Raw genomic sequence first — 16,762 nt, 5'->3', positions numbered from 1 at the left:
TTCCTTCACTCCGGTCTCGCTCCGTGGGCCCGCGCCGAACGGACATCCATGTCCTGACGGCGCTCTCGCCGCATCCATGCGGCTCGGCCCACGGAGCGAGACCTGCGTTCAGCCTGCACCCAAGTCGCGATTCGTGTCGTCTGGACTTTTTGTGGAGGAAGATCAAAAGCAACGGCAACGGCAACGGCTGAAGCCGGTCCTACGGTCGGAGCCAATCCCACTGGATGCATGCGCTGCTGCTAGTGGGACCGGCTTTAGCCGGGAAGAGGCCAGCTCAGGCGCCAACAATTTTGCTGATCTCACACCCATCCTGTGGGAGCGAGCTTGCTCGCGAATGCTTTATCTCAAACACCAGATATGTGTTGGATGTACCGACCCCTTCGTGAGCAAGCTCACTCCCACAAGTCCTTGGCGCTTGACCCGCCCTTGATCTGCCTTTGATCTTCATACGCACAAAGCCCAGACGACGCCAATCGCGACTTTGGTGCAGGCCGAACGCAGACGACGCGGAGTGGGCCGAGCGGCATGGATGCCGCGAGAGCGCCGTCAGGACATGGATGTCCGTTCGGCGCGGGCCCACGGAGCGTCGTCGGAGTGAGGGAACCCGACGAAGTCGGGCCAAACCGAGAGCAGGCACTTTTGGTTACTTTTAGTGCTTTTTAAAAGTAACTCGCCGAAGGCGAAACGTCTGCCCCCAGGCATACGCTCTTGATCTTCTAAACAGTCATTTAGCCGTAATCACCGAAAGCTTGGTGATCCCGGCCTTCTCGATCGAGGCCATTGCCCGCGCCACTTCGCCGTAATTCACGCCGTTGTCGGCCTGCAACTGCACGCGCACGTCGGCGTTCTTGTCCTTGGCCGCCCTGAGGTTGCTTTCCAGCAGATCCGCCTGAATCTCGTCCTTGTTGATGAACAGCTTGCCCTTGTCGTCGATGCTCACCACCAGCGGGTCCTTTTGCTCCACCGGCGCCACCGCTTCGGTTTTCGGCAGGTTGATCGGGATGGAATTGGTCAACAGCGGCGCCGTCACGATGAATACCACCAACAGCACCAGCATCACGTCCACCAGCGGCGTGACGTTGATTTCGCTCAGCACTTCGTCATTGTCTTGTGTGGAAAAAGCCATCTCAGGACGCCTCCTTCACTTTCTGGCCGGCAGCCGTTGTGCCAGCCGCGGCGCCCGATTTGTTCAGCACCGGATGCAGCAACACGCGGAACGAATGCTTCTGCGCCAGGCTGTAGAAGTCGTGGGCAAAGTCGTCCAGGTCAGCGGCGGTCAGCTTCAGGCGACGCAGGTAATAGTTGTAAACCAGCACCGCCGGTACGGCGACGGCGATACCGACGCCGGTGGCCACCAGTGCGGCGCCAATCGGACCGGCCACGGTTTCAAGGCTGGCCGACCCTGCCGCACTGATGCCTTTGAGCGCTGACATGATCCCCCACACCGTCCCAAACAGGCCGATGAAAGGCGATGTGCTGCCGATACTGGCGAGGATGGCCAGGCCGGTTTCAAGCGACCGCCGCTCGCGCACGATTTGCTGACGCAGGGCGCGTTCGAGTCGATCCTGATGGTTGATCGCCTGGCTCAAATCAGCGGCGTGGCCACCTTCCGGCACTTGAATCGCCGCGTAACCGGCCAGGGCGACGCGGGCGGCGGCACCCGGCCGGGTCTGCGCGAGCTCAGCGGCCGAGTCCAGGCTCGAGGCTGCCCAGAATTGCTTGTGGAATTTCCGGTCCTGCGCCTTGAGGCGAGCAAACTGCAGGCCCTTGAGCAGGGCTAGGCTCCAGGTGGCGACGGAGAAGAGGATCAGCACCCAGATGACGGCGTGTTCAATGGAATCGAAAGGTGAGGCGATAAGGTTCATGTGCGGCTCCAACAAGGCAAATAAGCAAGGCAAAAAGGGGTTAAGCGATGCGCCTTTTGTCAGGTAGCCCGCGATGTTGCGACCAGATGGTCGATCACCTGATCTTGAAGTCGATGGGCACGCTGACCCAGCCGTCGATGGGGTCATTGCCCCGTTTGGCCGGGACGAAACTCCAGCGTTTCACGGCCGCCTGAGCGGCATCGTCAAGTTGCTCATGACCGCTGCTTTTTTGCACCTGGATCTCACTCGGTTTACCGCTGCCCAGCACGTGGACGCGCAGTAATACGGTGCCTTCCCAGTTGCGGCGCATGGCCAGGGCCGGGTATTCCGGCGCAGGGTTGTGCAGGTAACCGGCATTGGCCGAAGCCGGTGTGACCGGTGCAGGCGCGGGTGGCGCAGGCGGTGCGGGCGCGGCGACCGGTTGCGGTGGAGTCGGCGGTGCAGGTGGCTGCTCCGCCGGTTTGGCGACAGGTTTGGGTACGGGCTTGGCGACCGGCTTGGCCTTGGGTTTCGGGACGGGCTTGGGCGGCGGCGGTTTCACGGCCAGTTCGTCTTCTACCGGGGGCGGAGGCTCCTCCACGGGTTGCGCGACGGGCTGGGGCGGTGGCGGTGGCGTCTCGACAACCGGAGGGGCAGGCTGTGAAAACTCGATGGTCATCGGCGGGATTTCCGGCGGGACCACGGGCAGGGTGGCGGCGGGCGAACTATTGATCCAATAGATCACCGCACCGTGCAACACCAGGGCGAAGACGCCCAGCAGCACTGCTTCGCGACGGGTCAATATCTGCCGGGGCGTGGTCTGCAGACGCGACAGCGCCAAAGGGCCTCGGTAAACCCGGCCCAGGTCGAGCAACTCCCCGCCCGGCGCCTGGCGCCAAAGCACATTCAGTGCGTTGGCGGATTGGGCATTGGCCATTGATTAACTCCCAGCTGTTTAACGTAACAATGCGGAACCGAAGTTCCTTGATCCTGTTGATGCCGGTGCCACGTGCACCGGCTTAGTTCAGGGAGCAAGAGCCATACCAAGTGTCCATCCGCCGCAAAATGACCGGTCTAGAGCGTTGCACGACAATTGCTGTTGTGCCATCAGCATTGTTTTGTCGATCAGGTGTTGCGTCAGAAACAGTCGAGGTTATGAGGCGCTTTCATCCGGTTATAGGGGTTTTTCGGGGGGAAGTCATAAACAGGGGTGCAACACCTTTATATGCCTGGCAAGTGTTGGTCACCCGACAGAGTTGCAGCAAAGTGTCGCCTGCCCAACGTTTTAGATAGTAAACGCCGGATAAACAGGGCCAATAACACGTGGCATGAACTCTGCAAAGTCACTGCCGAGCGCGACTATACGAATAGATGCTCCCACTGACATTTAACTGCGGAGACTCTTGTTTTGACACAGCACTCTTTTAATACGCGCGCTCGGCGCTTCGATCCCTTGGCAACGGCGTCCAGTCTGGGCGTCCTGTTAATGCTGGTCCACGGACCATTGTTCGCCACTGAGGGTGGCGCCGAGGGTTCCCAAGACCCGCGACTGGCGACCGTGACGGTGACCGGCGCGGCGGCAAGCGAAGCGCAGAAGGCGGAGCAGCAACTGGCGAAAGTACCCGGCAAGACGGCCGTCATCGATAACCACGAGATTGAAAAAGGCCGCGCTTCCAACTCCGAAGATGTACTGGCATTGCAGCCCGGTGTATTCGCCCAGGCCACCAGCGGGTCAGCGGCCAACAAGATCTCTATCCGAGGGTCAGGACTGAACACCTTCTATCAAGGCTATGTGCTGGGCATCAAGTTTCTGTTCGACGGCCTGCCGCTGACCGGCCCCGGCGGTACTCAGGAAGACATGCTCGACATGGCCGGTGTTGACCACACGGAAGTGTTATACGGCGCCAACGCCTTTAACTATTCGGCGTTATCGCTGGGCGGGGCGATCAACTTCGTCAGCAAGACCGGCCGCACCGACCCCGGCAGTTACGCGCGCTTCGAAGCCGGAAGTTATGGCTATCGCAAGCAGGTATTAAGCACCGGCGGCGTAGAAGGTAACGCTGATTATTACGTCAGCCTGCAACATAACGAGCGTGATGGTTATCAGGACGACACGGCGAATAAAGGGCAGGGCATCGTCGCCAACTTCGGTTATGTGTTCAATCCCAAGCTGGAAACCCGGTTCTTCCTGCGTTATCGAGAGGAGACCCTCAGCCAGGGCAACACGCTGACGAAGTACCAGATCAAACACGACCCGAAAAGCAACGCCGTGCCATTCGGTCGCAAGAAGGACGGCACGACACTGCTTGGCAGCAAAACCACTTACACCTTCGACGACAATGCCAAGCTGGAAGTCGGCCTGGGCTACAACGATTACCCGCTCTATAACGGCTGGCGCTACTCGGCGACGCCCCAGGACTGGCGCTCGAAGGACATCAACCTGACCTTGCGATACCTGCGCACAGGCGACACTTTTCTGGGTTTGAACAGCGACAGCACCGCCACCTTCAGCACCACCCAGGCGTACCTCGCCGACGTCAAATCCCACAGCAAGGCGACCGGGACCAAACAGCAGGAAGCGAACTATACCGGCTCGCGTGACACGGTTTTCTCGCTGGGCAACGAGCTGCAGTTGACAGATGACCTCTGGCTGTCGACCGGGCTGTCGTTCATCGACATCAAGCGCAAGGCGGAAATCGAATACACCACCGGAGTCAATACCACCGCGTTTCCCAACGGCGTCGAATACCAAGAGCATTACCTCGCGCCGCGTATTGGCCTGCGCTACAAAATCTCCCCCGAATTCGAGCTGTTCGGCAACGTCAGCCGTTCCATTGACCCACCCGTGACCTGGCAACTGGGCAGCACCGGGACGCCCTACATCCAGGACGTCCGGCCGCAGAAGGCCAACACGGTTGAGCTGGGCATTCGAGGAGCGCACGGGATTTTCGACGGCAGCCTGACGCTGTATCGCTCGTGGGTGCAGAAGGAGTTGCTGTCGGTGGTGGTGCGTCAGGCCACCGCGACGCAGGACCCGTTGATCGCCACCTCAAACGGCAGCGGCACGATTCATCAAGGCATCGAGGCCGGTCTGAACGCGTTGTTGTGGGAAGGACAGGGTGACACCCTCACCTTGCGTCAGGCGTTCACGTACAACGATTTCCATTACCGCAATGACGCGACTTTCGGCGACAACGAGCTGCCGGGTCTGCCGCGTCAGGTCTACCAGGCCGCACTCGAATATCGGCAGGCCAGCGGTTTCTATGCCGAAGTCAACGCGCGTTCTGCTTCCAGCTACTACGTCGATTTCGCCAATTCGTTGCATGCGCCTTCCTATACGCTGTGGGGGGCGAAAGTAGGGTATGAAGCGCCAGGCCGGAAATGGGAGGTGTTCGTCGATGCCCGCAACCTGACCAACGAGCGCTATGCCACAGCGTCCAACACGGCGTACGACGCACGAGGGCAAGACTCGGCCAACTTCTACGTTGGTGATCCGATCAACGTGACCACGGGTGTTTCTTACCGCTTCTGATCCGGTCACGCCGGCCTGCCATCCGGCGGGCCATCATCGGAATCTGCCGCCATCGACGGGAGACATTGCATGCGCTTATACGTCGTACGTCACGGCCAGACCCAGGCCAACGCCGAACACCGTTACCTCGGCGCCCTCGATCCCGGCCTGACTGCGACCGGTCGCGAACAGGCGGCGGCGTTGCGTCTGGAATGGCCTGACTCGATCCGCCGCATCGTCACCTCCCCCTTGCAGCGCGCCCGGCAGACTGCCGACATTCTCAACTACCGATTGGACCTGCCCTTGCAGGTGATTCCGGCGTTTCGCGAGAGGGATGTCGGCGTGTTCGAGGGCCTGACCCAAGCCGAAGCGCAGGCGCGCTATCCGGAGATGTGGCAGCGCAACATCACGCGCCAGTGGGACAGCGGACCGCCGGGAGGAGAGTCAATCGCGGACGTGGTCAAGCGGGTTCACGACGGTCTGATTGCCCTGATCAGCTTGCCTGCGGCCGAGGATCTTCTGCTGGTGGGCCACGGCTTTGTGGCGAAAACCATTCGGGCGCTGGTGAACCGGGATTTCTCGGACTTTTTCGACTGGCAACTGGGCAATGGACACTGGCTGGTGCTGGAGCATGTCGAGCGGGTTGCCGATTACAGAGTGCCGGTGGCAAGTCCGTTGCCAGGTGCGTGACGGGGCTTACATTTGCGGCGTGACGCCTGACGCTTTCCCGGCTAAAGCCAGTCCTGCCAGGATGCACCGGGCTTTTAGTGGGACCGGCTTCAGCCGGGGAGAGGCCGGCATTAGCACCCACACATTTGCAGCGTGACCACTGACGCTTTCCCGGCTAATGCCGGTCTTATATTAGATTTCAGCATTCACGCACTGGAAACCCCATGTCGCCACCTCGCATTCGCAACATCGCCATCTGCGTCTTTCATCACCAAGGCAAGATCCTCGTCAACGCGTTTCCCGATCCGGTGAAGCAGCAAACGCTGTTTCGTCCTCTGGGCGGCGGCATCGAATTCGGAGAAAGGAGTGCCGATGCTATCGTCCGGGAAATCCGCGAAGAGCTGAATCTCCCCATCCGTAACGTTCGTCTGCTCGGCACCCTGGAAAGCCTGTTCACCTACCTCGGTAACCCCGGCCATGAAGTGGTTCAGGTGTATGACGCCGAATTCGCAGCGCCTGAACTCTATGAACAAAACAGGCTGGAAGGGCAGGAGAGTAACGGTGAAAGATTCACCGCCGTTTGGCTGGACAGCGTCGAGTTGAGTCATGACGGCGTGCTGGTGCCGGAAGGATTGCATGAGTTGCTGCGATCGCTGTCGTTGCTAGCCTGACCTCTACCAGCATTGCAAAAATCGCAATGGTGAGTTGAGTTTCCTGGTGATTCACGACCGTCGCAGCAGTCAATAGGATTCAGCATGAACTCACTCATGCAGGTCTCCTAATGACTACTTTCGATTCGGCCAACGCCTCGAACGGCAAACCCGGCGTCAGTCGCCGCGGCATCTTGCAAGCGTCTGCGATTGGAGCAGCGTCTGCGTTGGCTGCTTCACTCGTGAGCGCTGCACCCGCCAGCGCACGTCCTTCTGCCCGGCACAGTAGCGTCGAGTTCGATGATGCCTTCCGGGTCACGTTCCACACGCAAAAGGTCGGCGATGTCGAAGTGTTTTACCGCGAGGTCGGCGCGAAGGATGCGCCAGTGCTCTTGCTGCTCCACGGCTTCCCGACCGCTAGCCATATGTTCCGTAACCTCATGCCGCTCCTGGCCAGCCAATACCGCCTGATTGCCCCGGATTTGCCCGGTTTCGGCAACACCCTGGCACCGCCGCGAGGCCAGTTCGATTACACCTTCGACAACCTCTACAAAGTGGTCGAGGGCTTCACCGAAGCCCTGGGGCTGACTCGATACGCGCTGTACATCTTCGACTATGGGGCGCCCACCGGCCTGCGCCTCGCGGCCGCCAACCCGGAGAAGGTGACGGCAATCATCAGCCAGAACGGCAACGCCTACCTGGAAGGTTTCAGCGATCAGTGGGACCCGTGGCAGGCCTATTGGCGTGATCCTTCGCCGGCCAACCGCGAAGCCTGTCGCCCGTCGCTGTCGCCCAAGACCATCCGTGACTGGCAATACGGCACCGGTGCTGATCCCGAGAAGCTCTCGCCCGACGGCTACAACCTCGACATTTTTTACATGGCCCGGCCCGGCGCCGAGGACATCCAACTGGACCTGATTCTCGACTACCGCAGCAACGTCGCGGCGTATCCCGCGTTCCAGGCGTATCTGCGCAAGCATCAACCGCCATTGCTGGCGGTGTGGGGCAAGCATGACCCGGCCTTTGTCCCGCCGGGTGCCATGGCCTTTCGCAAGGACATCCCGACTGCCGAAGTGCATTTTCTTGAGACCGGCCACTTCGCCCTGGAGACCCATGCGCCTGAGATTGCGCAGTACATTCGGGATTTCCTGTCGCGAACGCTGCAGGCGTGAAGACGCCGGTCATGCCACGTCGGAGGTGCAATGGCCGGAGCATCTCGCGGATCAAGTGTGGGGCAAGAGGGCTGATGCGATCGCCAATCAGCCTTCACCCAACTCGCGCATCACGGCGTACAAGGCGGACTTCGCTTCAAACCCGACACCCGGGATATCCGGCAATCCGACGTAGCTGTTTTCCACTTTGATCCCGTCCGCGAACCCGCCGAAGGGCTGGAACACATCCGGGTAGGATTCGTTGCCGCCCAGGTGCAGACCGGCGGCGATGTTCAAGGACATCTGGTGACCGCCGTGTGGCACCACGCGGCGTGAGGACCAACCCATGTCTTCCATTACTTTCAGGGTGCGCATGTATTCCACCAGTCCGTAGGACAGCGCGCAATCGAACTGCAGGAAGTCGCGATCAGGGCGCATGCCGCCATGGCGCAGCAGGTTGCGGGCGTCCTGGTGAGAGAACAGGTTTTCACCGGTGGCCATGGGCAGTTCGTAGTGATTGGCGAGCTCGGCCTGAAGCGCGTAATCCAGCGGGTCCCCGACTTCTTCATACCAGAAGAGGTTGTACGGCTTGATGGCTTCGGCATACGCAATGCCGGTTTCCAGATCGAAACGGCCGTTGGCATCGACCGCCAGACGACGCCCGTCACCCACCACCTCCAGCACCGCCTCGATTCGGCGGATGTCTTCGTCCAGTGGCACCGCGCCAATCTTCATTTTTACGACGTCATAACCGCGATCCAGATAGCTCTGCATCTCTGCCTTGAGCTTGGTCTGGTCCTTGCCGGGGTAGTAATAGCCGCCTGCTGCATAGACCCATACTTTTTCATCGGCCACGCCGTTACGGTAGCGGTCAGCCAGCAGGCGATAGAGCGGTTTGCCTTCGATTTTGGCGACTGCGTCCCACACCGCCATGTCGATGGTACCGACGGCGACCGAGCGCTCACCGTGACCGCCCGGCTTTTCGTTGGTCATCAGGGCTTTCCAGATGGCGAACGGGTCCAGGTTATTGTTTTCGTGATCGACAAGGGTGTCGGGGTCCGCTTCGGTGATGCGTGCCAGAAAGCGATCACGCATCAGCGCGCCCTGGCCGTAGCGACCGTTGGAATTGAAGCCGTAACCGATAACCGGTTTGCCGTCGCGAATCACGTCGGTGATCACTGCAACGACCGAGCAGGTCATCTTGGAAAAGTCGATGTAGGCGTTGGCGATGGGCGAGGCGATGGAGACGGTTTTCTCACGGATGTCGACGATGCGCATGGCGGGTTCCCCTTGTTGTTCGTGCTGTTGTTCGTGGCCCCACGTTAGGCTTTGCGACGCCACCCGCCCAATGCTATTAATGCCGCACCCTATGCACAGGAGGCATGGCCCCTTGGAACTCGTGTGGCTCGAAGATCTGTCAGCGCTGGCGGAGTACGGCAGCTTTGTCCGTGCCGCCGAAGCAAGGCATGTTACCCAGCCGGCCTTTAGCCGCAGGGTTCGCTCGCTGGAGAACTGGATGGGGGTGGAGTTGTTCGTGCGCACACCCCAGGGCGCGACGCTGACGGAAGCCGGCCGGCAGATTTTGCCCAGCGCTCAGGAGGCCGCCCGGCACCTGTACCGGATGCGCAATGAGGCTCAGGAAGTGGCCGGCATGGCAGCGCGGTCACTCAAGTTCGCGGCGACGCATTCGCTGTCGTTCACCTTCTTCCCCAAGTGGCTGCGAAGCTCGGAAAATGGCGCTCTCATTGAGGCCGTGCAACTGCACTCCGACAGCATGGCCGTCTGCGAGCAGATGCTGATCCACGGTCAGGTGCAGTTCATGCTCTGCCATCGCCACCCCGACGTCCCTCCGTTGCTGGCCCCTGATCAGTTCATCAGCAAAAAAGTGGGTGAGGACGTGCTGGTGCCCCTGGCGAGCACGTCGACCCGATTCGGCACTCCGGCTGCGGCGTTGCCGTATCTGGCGTATACCCATGAATCCGGGCTGGGACGTATCGTCGCGCACCGACTGCGGGGCAAGGAAGATTACCTTCACATCAAACCGCTCTTCAGCAGCCACCTTGCCGCGGTGCTCATGTCCATGGCCCTGGAAAGCAAAGGCGTGGCGTGGCTGCCGAAAAGCCTCACCGAACAGGAAGTGCTGGAGGGGCGGTTGGTCAGAGCGCTCGATGGGAGCTGGGACATTCCGCTGGAAATTCACCTGACCCGGCCAAAGGCGCAGTTGAGTCAGGCGGCGGAAGCGTTTTGGGGCGAGGCGGGTGGTGACGTGGGCCTGCCTGTGGGCGGACGGGCTGGCTGATGCGATCCGCTGTCGAAACTCTTAACCAAGACTCGAAAATGGTAGCCAGACCAAGAGTAGTACTCGAAAACGTTAATTCGATGGCGTGAAAGTATTCTTACATCTGGAGGCGCCATACCAATTTATGGTTCAACGCTCAATCTCTTTGGCAGCGAATAGTGCTTGATGCGGCAAGGATAAGCATTACCGTCGCCTTTACAGGTGCCGTCTAGGTACCGGTAATCAAAGCGCACCACTTGCCCTTTCTTAGGCCAGCTTCGGCGTGGAAGCACCTCCTGATAGTCCGACGTTTCCGGCGTAAACATGAGAGTCGTCCCTTGTTCGGGACAGATAACCGTGGCCGTCTTTACGCTTACTTTCAGGATCTCCGCCTGCAACTTGGGAAATGGGTTTGTCACGACATCAGTAATGCGCAACTCCATCCTGCATATTTGCCACGATGATGCCAGGGCGGGTTGGCATAACAGTGAAAACATCACAGTAAACAGCACGCAGTAGGGGGCCTGATGTTTCATTGTTAGCGTTGCTCTTCAATCAATGTGCCGGGGCCATTCATTACAAACTATCCGGATCCCCAAAAAACATCTGAATCCGCGACCTTAACCATCTTTCCCCCGGGTCATTGTCCTGCGACCCGCGCCAGGCCATGTGCAGCTCAAACGTACGCGATTCAATCGGCAGCTCTTCCGAGCGCACACCACCCGCAGCCGTCAGCACGGCAGCCGCGTAATCCGGCACGGTCGCCACAATGTCAGTCCCGGCAATCAGTGTCGCCAGCCCGTTGAACTGGGGAACCGCCAGCACGACGTGGCGCTTGCGGCCGATTTTTTCCAGGTGTTCGTCGATGAAGCCGCCCAGGTCGCCGGCGAAGGACACCAGTGCGTGGGGGCGGGCACAGAAGTCATCCAGGGTGATCGGCCCCGGCATGGTGTCGGCGCGCAGCAGTTTGGGTTTGCTGCGGCGCAGCACTTTGCGCTTGGCATTGGCGGGGAGGTCGTCGGTGTAGCTGACGCCGATGGAGATTTCCCCGGAAGACAGCAGCGCCGGCATGAGGATGTAGTTGGTGCGGCGCACCACCAGCACGATGCCGGGCGACTCCGAGCGTAGGCGCTTGAGCAGCGAGGGCAGCAGGGCGAACTCGACTTCATCGGACAGGCCGATGCGGAACACTGCCGTGCTGGTGGCCGGGTCGAAGTCGGCAGCGCGGCTGACGGCGGTGGAAATGGAGTCCAGGGCAGGGGACAGCAGGCCAAAGATCTCGATGGCCCGCGCGGTGGGTTCCATGCTGCGCCCGGTGCGCACAAACAGCGGATCGTCGAACAGCCCGCGCAATCGCGACAGCGCCGCACTGATCGCCGGCTGACCGAGGAACAGCTTCTCGGCAGCGCGTGTGACGCTGCGTTCGTGCATCAGTGTTTCGAAAACGATGAGCAGATTGAGGTCGACGCGACGCAGGTCGTTGCGATTCATGACGGGGGTCTCGGGGGCATTGGTCGATACATTGGCGGCCCAGACGCGCGCCACGTGTTCAGCTCAGGCAGGGATATTACGGGTAAATACCGGTTGTCTGCATCGTTGAATTTTCCTGCATCCCTGTAAAGGAGCTTCGTACCATGCCGCCGACAGTCGTCGATGAAACCTTGACGAGTAAAAATACACCAATGCCTACATACTGGCCCTTTGTAATCCGGGCCGACGCAGCCAGCGTGGAACAAGGGATTCATCGATATTTGGCGTCCGGGTTGCAATGTCGCGGTGCGCACCCAACAATGTGCGCCCTGCAGGCCCGGGACGGCCGCTTGAGATTGAGCGCTGCCTGCACCATCAGAATCGATGGCAGGCATGTCGACTATTAATAGCCACTGATAGTGTTACCGGCGGCGCCCGGATAGAGTTCATGGCATCAAGGTTCATAAGGCGAGGTTCGAAATGTCCCGCACGATCCGTTTTCATCAGTTCGGTCCGGCCGAGGTGCTCAAAGTAGAAGAGCTGCCGGTCGCGTTGCCTGCACCCGGTGAGGTGCAAGTGCGCGTCCAGGCGATCGGCGTCACCTGGTACGACGTGCTGTGGCGACAAAATCTGGCTTCATCCCAGGCTCGCCTGCCGGCCGGTCTGGGCTCCGAAATGGCGGGCGTCATTACCGCCATTGGCGATGGCGTAACCGATCTGAAAGTCGGCGACAAGGTTGCCAGCTTCCCTTCGGCTGACGTCAATGTGTACCCGGTCTACGGCGAGTTGATCCTGTTGCCTCGCACCTCCGTGACTCATTACCCGGACGTGCTGACGCCCAATCAGGCGGCCGTTCACTACACGCCGATGCTGGTGGCGTACTTTGCTTTCGTTGAACTGGCACGGTCCAAACCCGGGCAAACGGCGCTGGTCACCGATGCCAGCCACTGCGCGGGCCCTGCGTTTCTGCAACTGGGCAAGGCGCTCGGCATCAAGGTGATTGCCGCGACCAAGACCGACGCGTGCCGCGAATACCTGCTGAAAATGGGTGCGGACAAGGTGATCGTCACCGAGGAAGAGGATCTGCTTCTGACGATCAACCGCTACACCGACAACCGCGGCGTGGACATTGTCCTCGACGGTCTGGGCGGTCCGCAGATGTCGATCCTGGGTGATGTGCTGGCGCCACGTGGCAGCCTGATTCTCTATGGCCTGCAAGGCGGCAACCAGACGCCATTCCCGGCGTGTGCAGCGTTCCAGAAGAACATTCAGTTCTTTGTCCACTGCGTTGGCAACTTCACCGGCAAGCCTGAACTGGGCATCAAGCAGGACGAAGAAGCGATCAAGCGTGCATTGCGCGACATCAACCAGATGACGGCAGATGGCATGCTGGTGCCGCAGATCACCAAGGTGTTCCCCTTCGATCAACTGGTCGAGGCGCACCGTTTGATGGACGGTTGCCCAGTGGGCGGTCGCGTAGTGGTTGAGGTTGATCCATCCTGAGTGCAGACCATCGCGCTCATTGAATGCTCGACGCTTTTGACCTGGCGTCGGGATTGAGGTGTCGGAGACCGGGTTCCAGGTATCCGCCCTGTCAGTCACGGGTCACGTTGTATCACTCAAGCCTTCCCGAATGTTCTGGAAGGCTTTTTTGTTTATTGGATGTTTAATTGAATGATCAATCCGCCAAGTGTGTGTGGTTGATAAGTCTTTTCGAATCAATGGAATGTTAGTGTTAATAAACCTTTATTTAAACATCCTCGTTTAATGCCTGTTCGGATTTGTCGAAAAGAGAACCTTCACGTGTCGGCAGTAGCTGGCTTGTAATTGTTTCGCATGCGTCGATAATAGTTTGAACAATTACATGCTCAAGGAACGAGTCGATGCCTGTTGACCTGCCGCCCTCTGCTTTGCCTGATAACCGGCCCGCTGCACCCATCACTAGCGGAAATGCCTCATGTATGGATATCAAGCCAACAATAGGGAACAGTGTTACCGCGCTGATCAGTCGTCGGGTATTGAAGCCATGAGTTCAATGCACGAACAAGCCATGAACTACGTCTATCAGCAAGTGCTGCAACGCCTCTCGGGTTATTTGAATCGCAACGAACGAACCGCCCTTCAGTTATTGATCCAGCGTTTGATCGTCGCTGCGGGCGGCATAGACAGGATCGGCGGCTATAAAGTGCTGGTGGCATTCAGCGGCGGCAAGGACAGCGCCTATACCGTGGCCATGTTGCGTGCCGCTCAACTGAGCATCGCCGCACGGGGGCCGGCAACGTTCAGGCTGCGGGTCGCCAATATGCGCCATGCGGGCATTACTTCGGCGGTGATGGGCAACATCGACCGCTGTTATTCGGCGCTGTTTCTCCACGACGACCCGAGGGTCGAGCTGTTGGTGATCGATCACCAGTACGTGCAGATTTTCGAGCCCGATTTACCTTTTTCGACCGCGGGTCGTGAGCAGAATCGCTCCGACGTGCTGCTGGGCGGGCATCTGACGGCTGGCGATGCGCGGACTACCTTCTGCAACAGCTGCTACCTGGGCATGGCGGACTTCATGGTTCGCGCTGCTTGTTGGGGGGGCGGGGTGAATGCAGTGATCAGCGGCGACTCGCTCAAGGAGCAGAAGCAGTACGCGACCTGGATCATGCGTCTGGCGCGCCATGGTGGGCAGAAAATCGAGCCCTGGCACACCTTGGGTTTCAGCGGGGCATTAAGCGTCATCGACAGTGTCGGGCGCGCCTATTACGAGGAGCTGTACGGCGAGTCGGCGGAAGCGTCGGGCTGCTGCCGGCCCCCGGTCTACCCGAACAGAACCATTGCCCCGACCTTGCTGACCGCCGCGGACCTCATCGGCTTTCGCACGGAGGAACACTGGGGGCTGCTCACTGATTTTCTGGGGTTTCGCTTTGATGACCTGGCGTTCAGCTTCAGTGAATCGGACTGCGCCAATCCACTGCTGATGGCCCATCTGCGCGGGCTCAAGGCCGAATTTATTGAAGGGCGTGCCTACAGCGATGGCATCGCTGAGTACCTGGAGCTGGCGGCGGCCATGATGCGCCGCAAACGCATGCCTGCCCGATTGATCGCCCAGGCGCTGGCCGCCTACGACAGCCCGGAAAAAATCGACGATCGCCGGCAGCTTGCCGAAGGCTACGGCCAGGAGGCTTTCGGCCTGGGCGAGACCCAATGGGTGTGCCTGCTGTTCTCGCCATTTGTGGACGCCGGCGCACGGCTCGAGGACTTCCTGCGCCGCTATCACCCCGGCATGCTGGTGGGGCTCAGTGATCTGCACAAGACCCTCGCCGGGCAACTCGTCCCGGACCTGGTGCCGCACTGGCTGGTGGAAGTCAGCGGCCTGAGCCTGAAGGGGCTGCAATCGCTCTACGCCAAGCGCCACGTGGACCTCAACGACGACCGTTCGATCATCGCCCGGGTCCGCGCCAGCGATCCCGACAAGCGCCGGGTGGCGACGGTCGATCCGCACACCGGCGCCCTGACCACGGAACTGATTTCGGGGCGTTGAACGCTGCGAGGTGAACTGACGCGACGTGATGCGTTGAGCCTCGGGTGGTCGACGGGGCGCTTTCTCAATGACCCTGCGCCTGGCGCACGGAAGGGGTGCTCGATGAATAACAACAAGACCGACTTTGCCTATCAGATGGTGTACCGCTACCTGCTCAGGCTGACCAACGAACTGTCCGCCGGACCGGCCGTGCGCTTGCCCTCGTTGCGCCTCCTGGCACGACGGCTGCGAGTATCGATTTCCACGGTGCAAAACGCCTATAGCCTGCTCGAAAAAGAAGGGCGCATCTGCTCCGTGCCCAAGTCCGGTTATTTCGCGCTGCCCAACCCCTGCAACGACATGCCGCTGGAAGGCGATGACGTCTTCACGCGTTTTCATGCCAGCGCTCGGCGCCCGGAAATGTTCGTCTTCGGCGCCGACGAGCCGACGCTGTTGCTGTCGCTTCACGGCGCGTTGTTGAGCGTTGAGCGCGACCTCATGCGTCACTATCCCTGCCAGCCCGACCCGCGTTTTCAGCCCTTCGGTGATGTCGAGTTGCGCACGGCGCTGGCCGGCCACTACACCTCGTCCACCGAGCATTGCTGGCACCCGGACAACGTGTTTATCGGGCCGGACAAGACCGGCGTGCTGAAGACGGTGATTGAAGCGCTGCAACTGCGCGACGGCGCCGTGCTGGTGGAGTCGCCGTGCGGCTGGAGCATCCTGCGCACGCTGCAGACGTACGGGATTCGGGTGATTGAAGTCTGCACCGACGCCCAGGGGGCAATCGACATCGATGAGCTGAGCGCGGTGATCCAGCGGGAAGCGGTGAAGATGGCGATTGTGTCGTCGCAGATGGACCCGATACGCGGGCAATTGATGCCTTCCGCCCAGCGGGCGCGGTTGGCGGAGGTATTGAATCGGCATGGGTTGTGGGTGCTGGAGAACGATACCCATGGCGCCCTGTGTTTCGAGGAGGACCGTTCGCCGTTCCGGGATTTGATCGATCCAGAGCGGCTGCTGGTGGTGGGTGCGTTTGACAAGATGATCGGGTTGGAGGCGCCGTTCGGGTATTTGTTGAGCCGGCATTCGCGGGCGCTGTTGCATCAGCAGTGGGTGTTGCGTTCGTTCCGTTTGCCGCCGGTTCGGCAGAAGGCGATTGCGCGGTTGTATGCGTCGGGGCAGCTTGATCGGCACATGCGGGAGTTGCGTGGCTGTCTTGAGCAGCGGGTCGGTGAGTTGGCAAGCGGGGTGGAGGCGTATCTGGGGGATGAGGTGGCGTTTGTGCGTCCTCGGGGTGGGGCGTCGATCTGGCTGGAGAGTGTGCATCGGGTGGATACGGCGCGGGTGTTCAATCGGTTGCTGGAGCAGCGGATTGTGGTGGCGCCGGGGGAGTTGTTCAGTGTGCGGGGGTTGCATCAGCAGTGTTTGCGGATCAGCGGGACGGTGGATTGGGATCAGAATATTGAGTCGATACTGGTGGTTGTTCGTAATGCGTTGGTCCAAGAGCGGCTTGTTTAACGGTGCGGCTTATGCAGATCAAGATCAAAATCAAGGGCGTCGGCCTAACGGCCTCGGTTTCGCCTTCGGCGAGTTACTTGGAAAAGTCGAAAGTCGCACCATCCCCAAGTAACCAAGGGTGCTTGCTCCTGGTTGGGTTCCTCCTTCGTCGGAATACCCT

General features: G+C 60.1%; 13 protein-coding genes. 8 read left to right on the top strand and 5 right to left on the bottom strand.

The window, feature by feature from the left end; genetic code table 11:
* Nucleotides 1-724: 724 nt before the first annotated feature.
* The 3 genes from ABEH28_RS15895 to ABEH28_RS15885 form a co-directional block, all read right to left on the bottom strand.
* Nucleotides 725-1,126, bottom strand: coding sequence for a biopolymer transporter ExbD (locus tag ABEH28_RS15895; RefSeq protein WP_192173631.1), 402 nt, complete (start codon nt 1,124-1,126; stop codon nt 725-727).
* Between the two features lies 1 nt (nt 1,127).
* Nucleotides 1,128-1,865 (bottom strand): MotA/TolQ/ExbB proton channel family protein, encoded by a 738-nt coding sequence (locus tag ABEH28_RS15890; protein WP_346630493.1) that lies wholly within the window; start codon nt 1,863-1,865, stop codon nt 1,128-1,130.
* Nucleotides 1,866-1,959: 94 nt separating this feature from the next.
* Nucleotides 1,960-2,781 carry an energy transducer TonB gene (locus tag ABEH28_RS15885; protein ID WP_282372984.1) on the bottom strand — a complete coding sequence of 274 codons (822 nt, stop codon included), beginning with the start codon at nt 2,779-2,781 and terminating at the stop codon, nt 1,960-1,962.
* Between the two features lie 549 nt (nt 2,782-3,330).
* On the opposite strand from ABEH28_RS15885, the gene ABEH28_RS15880 reads away from it, so the two are divergent.
* The 4 genes from ABEH28_RS15880 to ABEH28_RS15865 all read left to right on the top strand — a co-directional run bounded on the left by ABEH28_RS15880 (nt 3,331) and on the right by ABEH28_RS15865 (nt 7,846).
* Nucleotides 3,331-5,376, top strand: a complete 2,046-nt coding sequence (locus tag ABEH28_RS15880; protein ID WP_346630492.1) for a TonB-dependent receptor — start codon at nt 3,331-3,333, stop codon at nt 5,374-5,376.
* Between the two features lie 69 nt (nt 5,377-5,445).
* Nucleotides 5,446-6,045 (top strand): histidine phosphatase family protein, encoded by a 600-nt coding sequence (locus tag ABEH28_RS15875; protein ID WP_192173635.1) that lies wholly within the window; start codon nt 5,446-5,448, stop codon nt 6,043-6,045.
* Between the two features lie 203 nt (nt 6,046-6,248).
* Nucleotides 6,249-6,695, top strand: a complete 447-nt coding sequence (locus ABEH28_RS15870) for an NUDIX hydrolase (RefSeq protein ID WP_346630491.1) — start codon at nt 6,249-6,251, stop codon at nt 6,693-6,695.
* Nucleotides 6,696-6,805: 110 nt separating this feature from the next.
* Nucleotides 6,806-7,846, top strand: a complete 1,041-nt coding sequence (locus ABEH28_RS15865) for an alpha/beta hydrolase (protein ID WP_346630490.1) — start codon at nt 6,806-6,808, stop codon at nt 7,844-7,846.
* Between the two features lie 87 nt (nt 7,847-7,933).
* Here ABEH28_RS15865 and ABEH28_RS15860 read toward each other — a convergent pair whose 3' ends face one another.
* Nucleotides 7,934-9,103, bottom strand: a complete 1,170-nt coding sequence (locus tag ABEH28_RS15860; protein ID WP_346630489.1) for a mandelate racemase/muconate lactonizing enzyme family protein — start codon at nt 9,101-9,103, stop codon at nt 7,934-7,936.
* 112 nt (nt 9,104-9,215) lie between these two features.
* Between ABEH28_RS15860 and ABEH28_RS15855 the strand changes: the two genes are divergently transcribed.
* The gene (locus ABEH28_RS15855) at nt 9,216-10,124 is read left to right on the top strand and encodes a LysR family transcriptional regulator (RefSeq protein ID WP_346630488.1); all 909 of its coding nucleotides are present in this window, start codon (nt 9,216-9,218) and stop codon (nt 10,122-10,124) included.
* Nucleotides 10,125-10,679: 555 nt separating this feature from the next.
* Here the strand turns inward: ABEH28_RS15855 and ABEH28_RS15850 are convergent.
* Nucleotides 10,680-11,594 (bottom strand): LysR family transcriptional regulator, encoded by a 915-nt coding sequence (locus tag ABEH28_RS15850; RefSeq protein WP_192173641.1) that lies wholly within the window; start codon nt 11,592-11,594, stop codon nt 10,680-10,682.
* A gap of 459 nt (nt 11,595-12,053) precedes the next feature.
* Here ABEH28_RS15850 and ABEH28_RS15845 point away from each other — a divergent pair, with 459 nt between their 5' ends.
* The 3 genes from ABEH28_RS15845 (at nt 12,054) to ABEH28_RS15835 (ending at nt 16,602) form a co-directional block, all read left to right on the top strand.
* Nucleotides 12,054-13,076, top strand: a complete 1,023-nt coding sequence (locus ABEH28_RS15845) for a zinc-dependent alcohol dehydrogenase family protein (protein WP_192173642.1) — start codon at nt 12,054-12,056, stop codon at nt 13,074-13,076.
* A 523-nt stretch (nt 13,077-13,599) separates the two neighbouring features.
* Nucleotides 13,600-15,102, top strand: a complete 1,503-nt coding sequence (locus tag ABEH28_RS15840; RefSeq protein WP_346630487.1) for a hypothetical protein — start codon at nt 13,600-13,602, stop codon at nt 15,100-15,102.
* Between the two features lie 102 nt (nt 15,103-15,204).
* The gene (locus tag ABEH28_RS15835) at nt 15,205-16,602 is read left to right on the top strand and encodes a PLP-dependent aminotransferase family protein (protein ID WP_346630486.1); all 1,398 of its coding nucleotides are present in this window, start codon (nt 15,205-15,207) and stop codon (nt 16,600-16,602) included.
* Nucleotides 16,603-16,762: the final 160 nt, after the last annotated feature.

Origin of the sequence: Pseudomonas sp. Ps21-P2 (assembly GCF_039672565.1) — a bacterium.
Lineage (GTDB): Bacteria > Pseudomonadota > Gammaproteobacteria > Pseudomonadales > Pseudomonadaceae > Aquipseudomonas.
This window is presented reverse-complemented; position numbering and strand designations above follow the sequence as displayed.

Coding starts and splice junctions, on each gene's coding strand:
- ABEH28_RS15895 (WP_192173631.1), bottom strand. CDS start 1,126: ATGGCTTTTTCCACACAAGACAATGACGAAGTGCTGAGCGAAATCAAC.
- ABEH28_RS15890 (WP_346630493.1), bottom strand. CDS start 1,865: ATGAACCTTATCGCCTCACCTTTCGATTCCATTGAACACGCCGTCATC.
- ABEH28_RS15885 (WP_282372984.1), bottom strand. CDS start 2,781: ATGGCCAATGCCCAATCCGCCAACGCACTGAATGTGCTTTGGCGCCAG.
- ABEH28_RS15880 (WP_346630492.1), top strand. CDS start 3,331: ATGCTGGTCCACGGACCATTGTTCGCCACTGAGGGTGGCGCCGAGGGT.
- ABEH28_RS15875 (WP_192173635.1), top strand. CDS start 5,446: ATGCGCTTATACGTCGTACGTCACGGCCAGACCCAGGCCAACGCCGAA.
- ABEH28_RS15870 (WP_346630491.1), top strand. CDS start 6,249: ATGTCGCCACCTCGCATTCGCAACATCGCCATCTGCGTCTTTCATCAC.
- ABEH28_RS15865 (WP_346630490.1), top strand. CDS start 6,806: ATGACTACTTTCGATTCGGCCAACGCCTCGAACGGCAAACCCGGCGTC.
- ABEH28_RS15860 (WP_346630489.1), bottom strand. CDS start 9,103: ATGCGCATCGTCGACATCCGTGAGAAAACCGTCTCCATCGCCTCGCCC.
- ABEH28_RS15850 (WP_192173641.1), bottom strand. CDS start 11,594: ATGAATCGCAACGACCTGCGTCGCGTCGACCTCAATCTGCTCATCGTT.
- ABEH28_RS15845 (WP_192173642.1), top strand. CDS start 12,054: ATGTCCCGCACGATCCGTTTTCATCAGTTCGGTCCGGCCGAGGTGCTC.
- ABEH28_RS15840 (WP_346630487.1), top strand. CDS start 13,600: ATGAGTTCAATGCACGAACAAGCCATGAACTACGTCTATCAGCAAGTG.
- ABEH28_RS15835 (WP_346630486.1), top strand. CDS start 15,205: ATGAATAACAACAAGACCGACTTTGCCTATCAGATGGTGTACCGCTAC.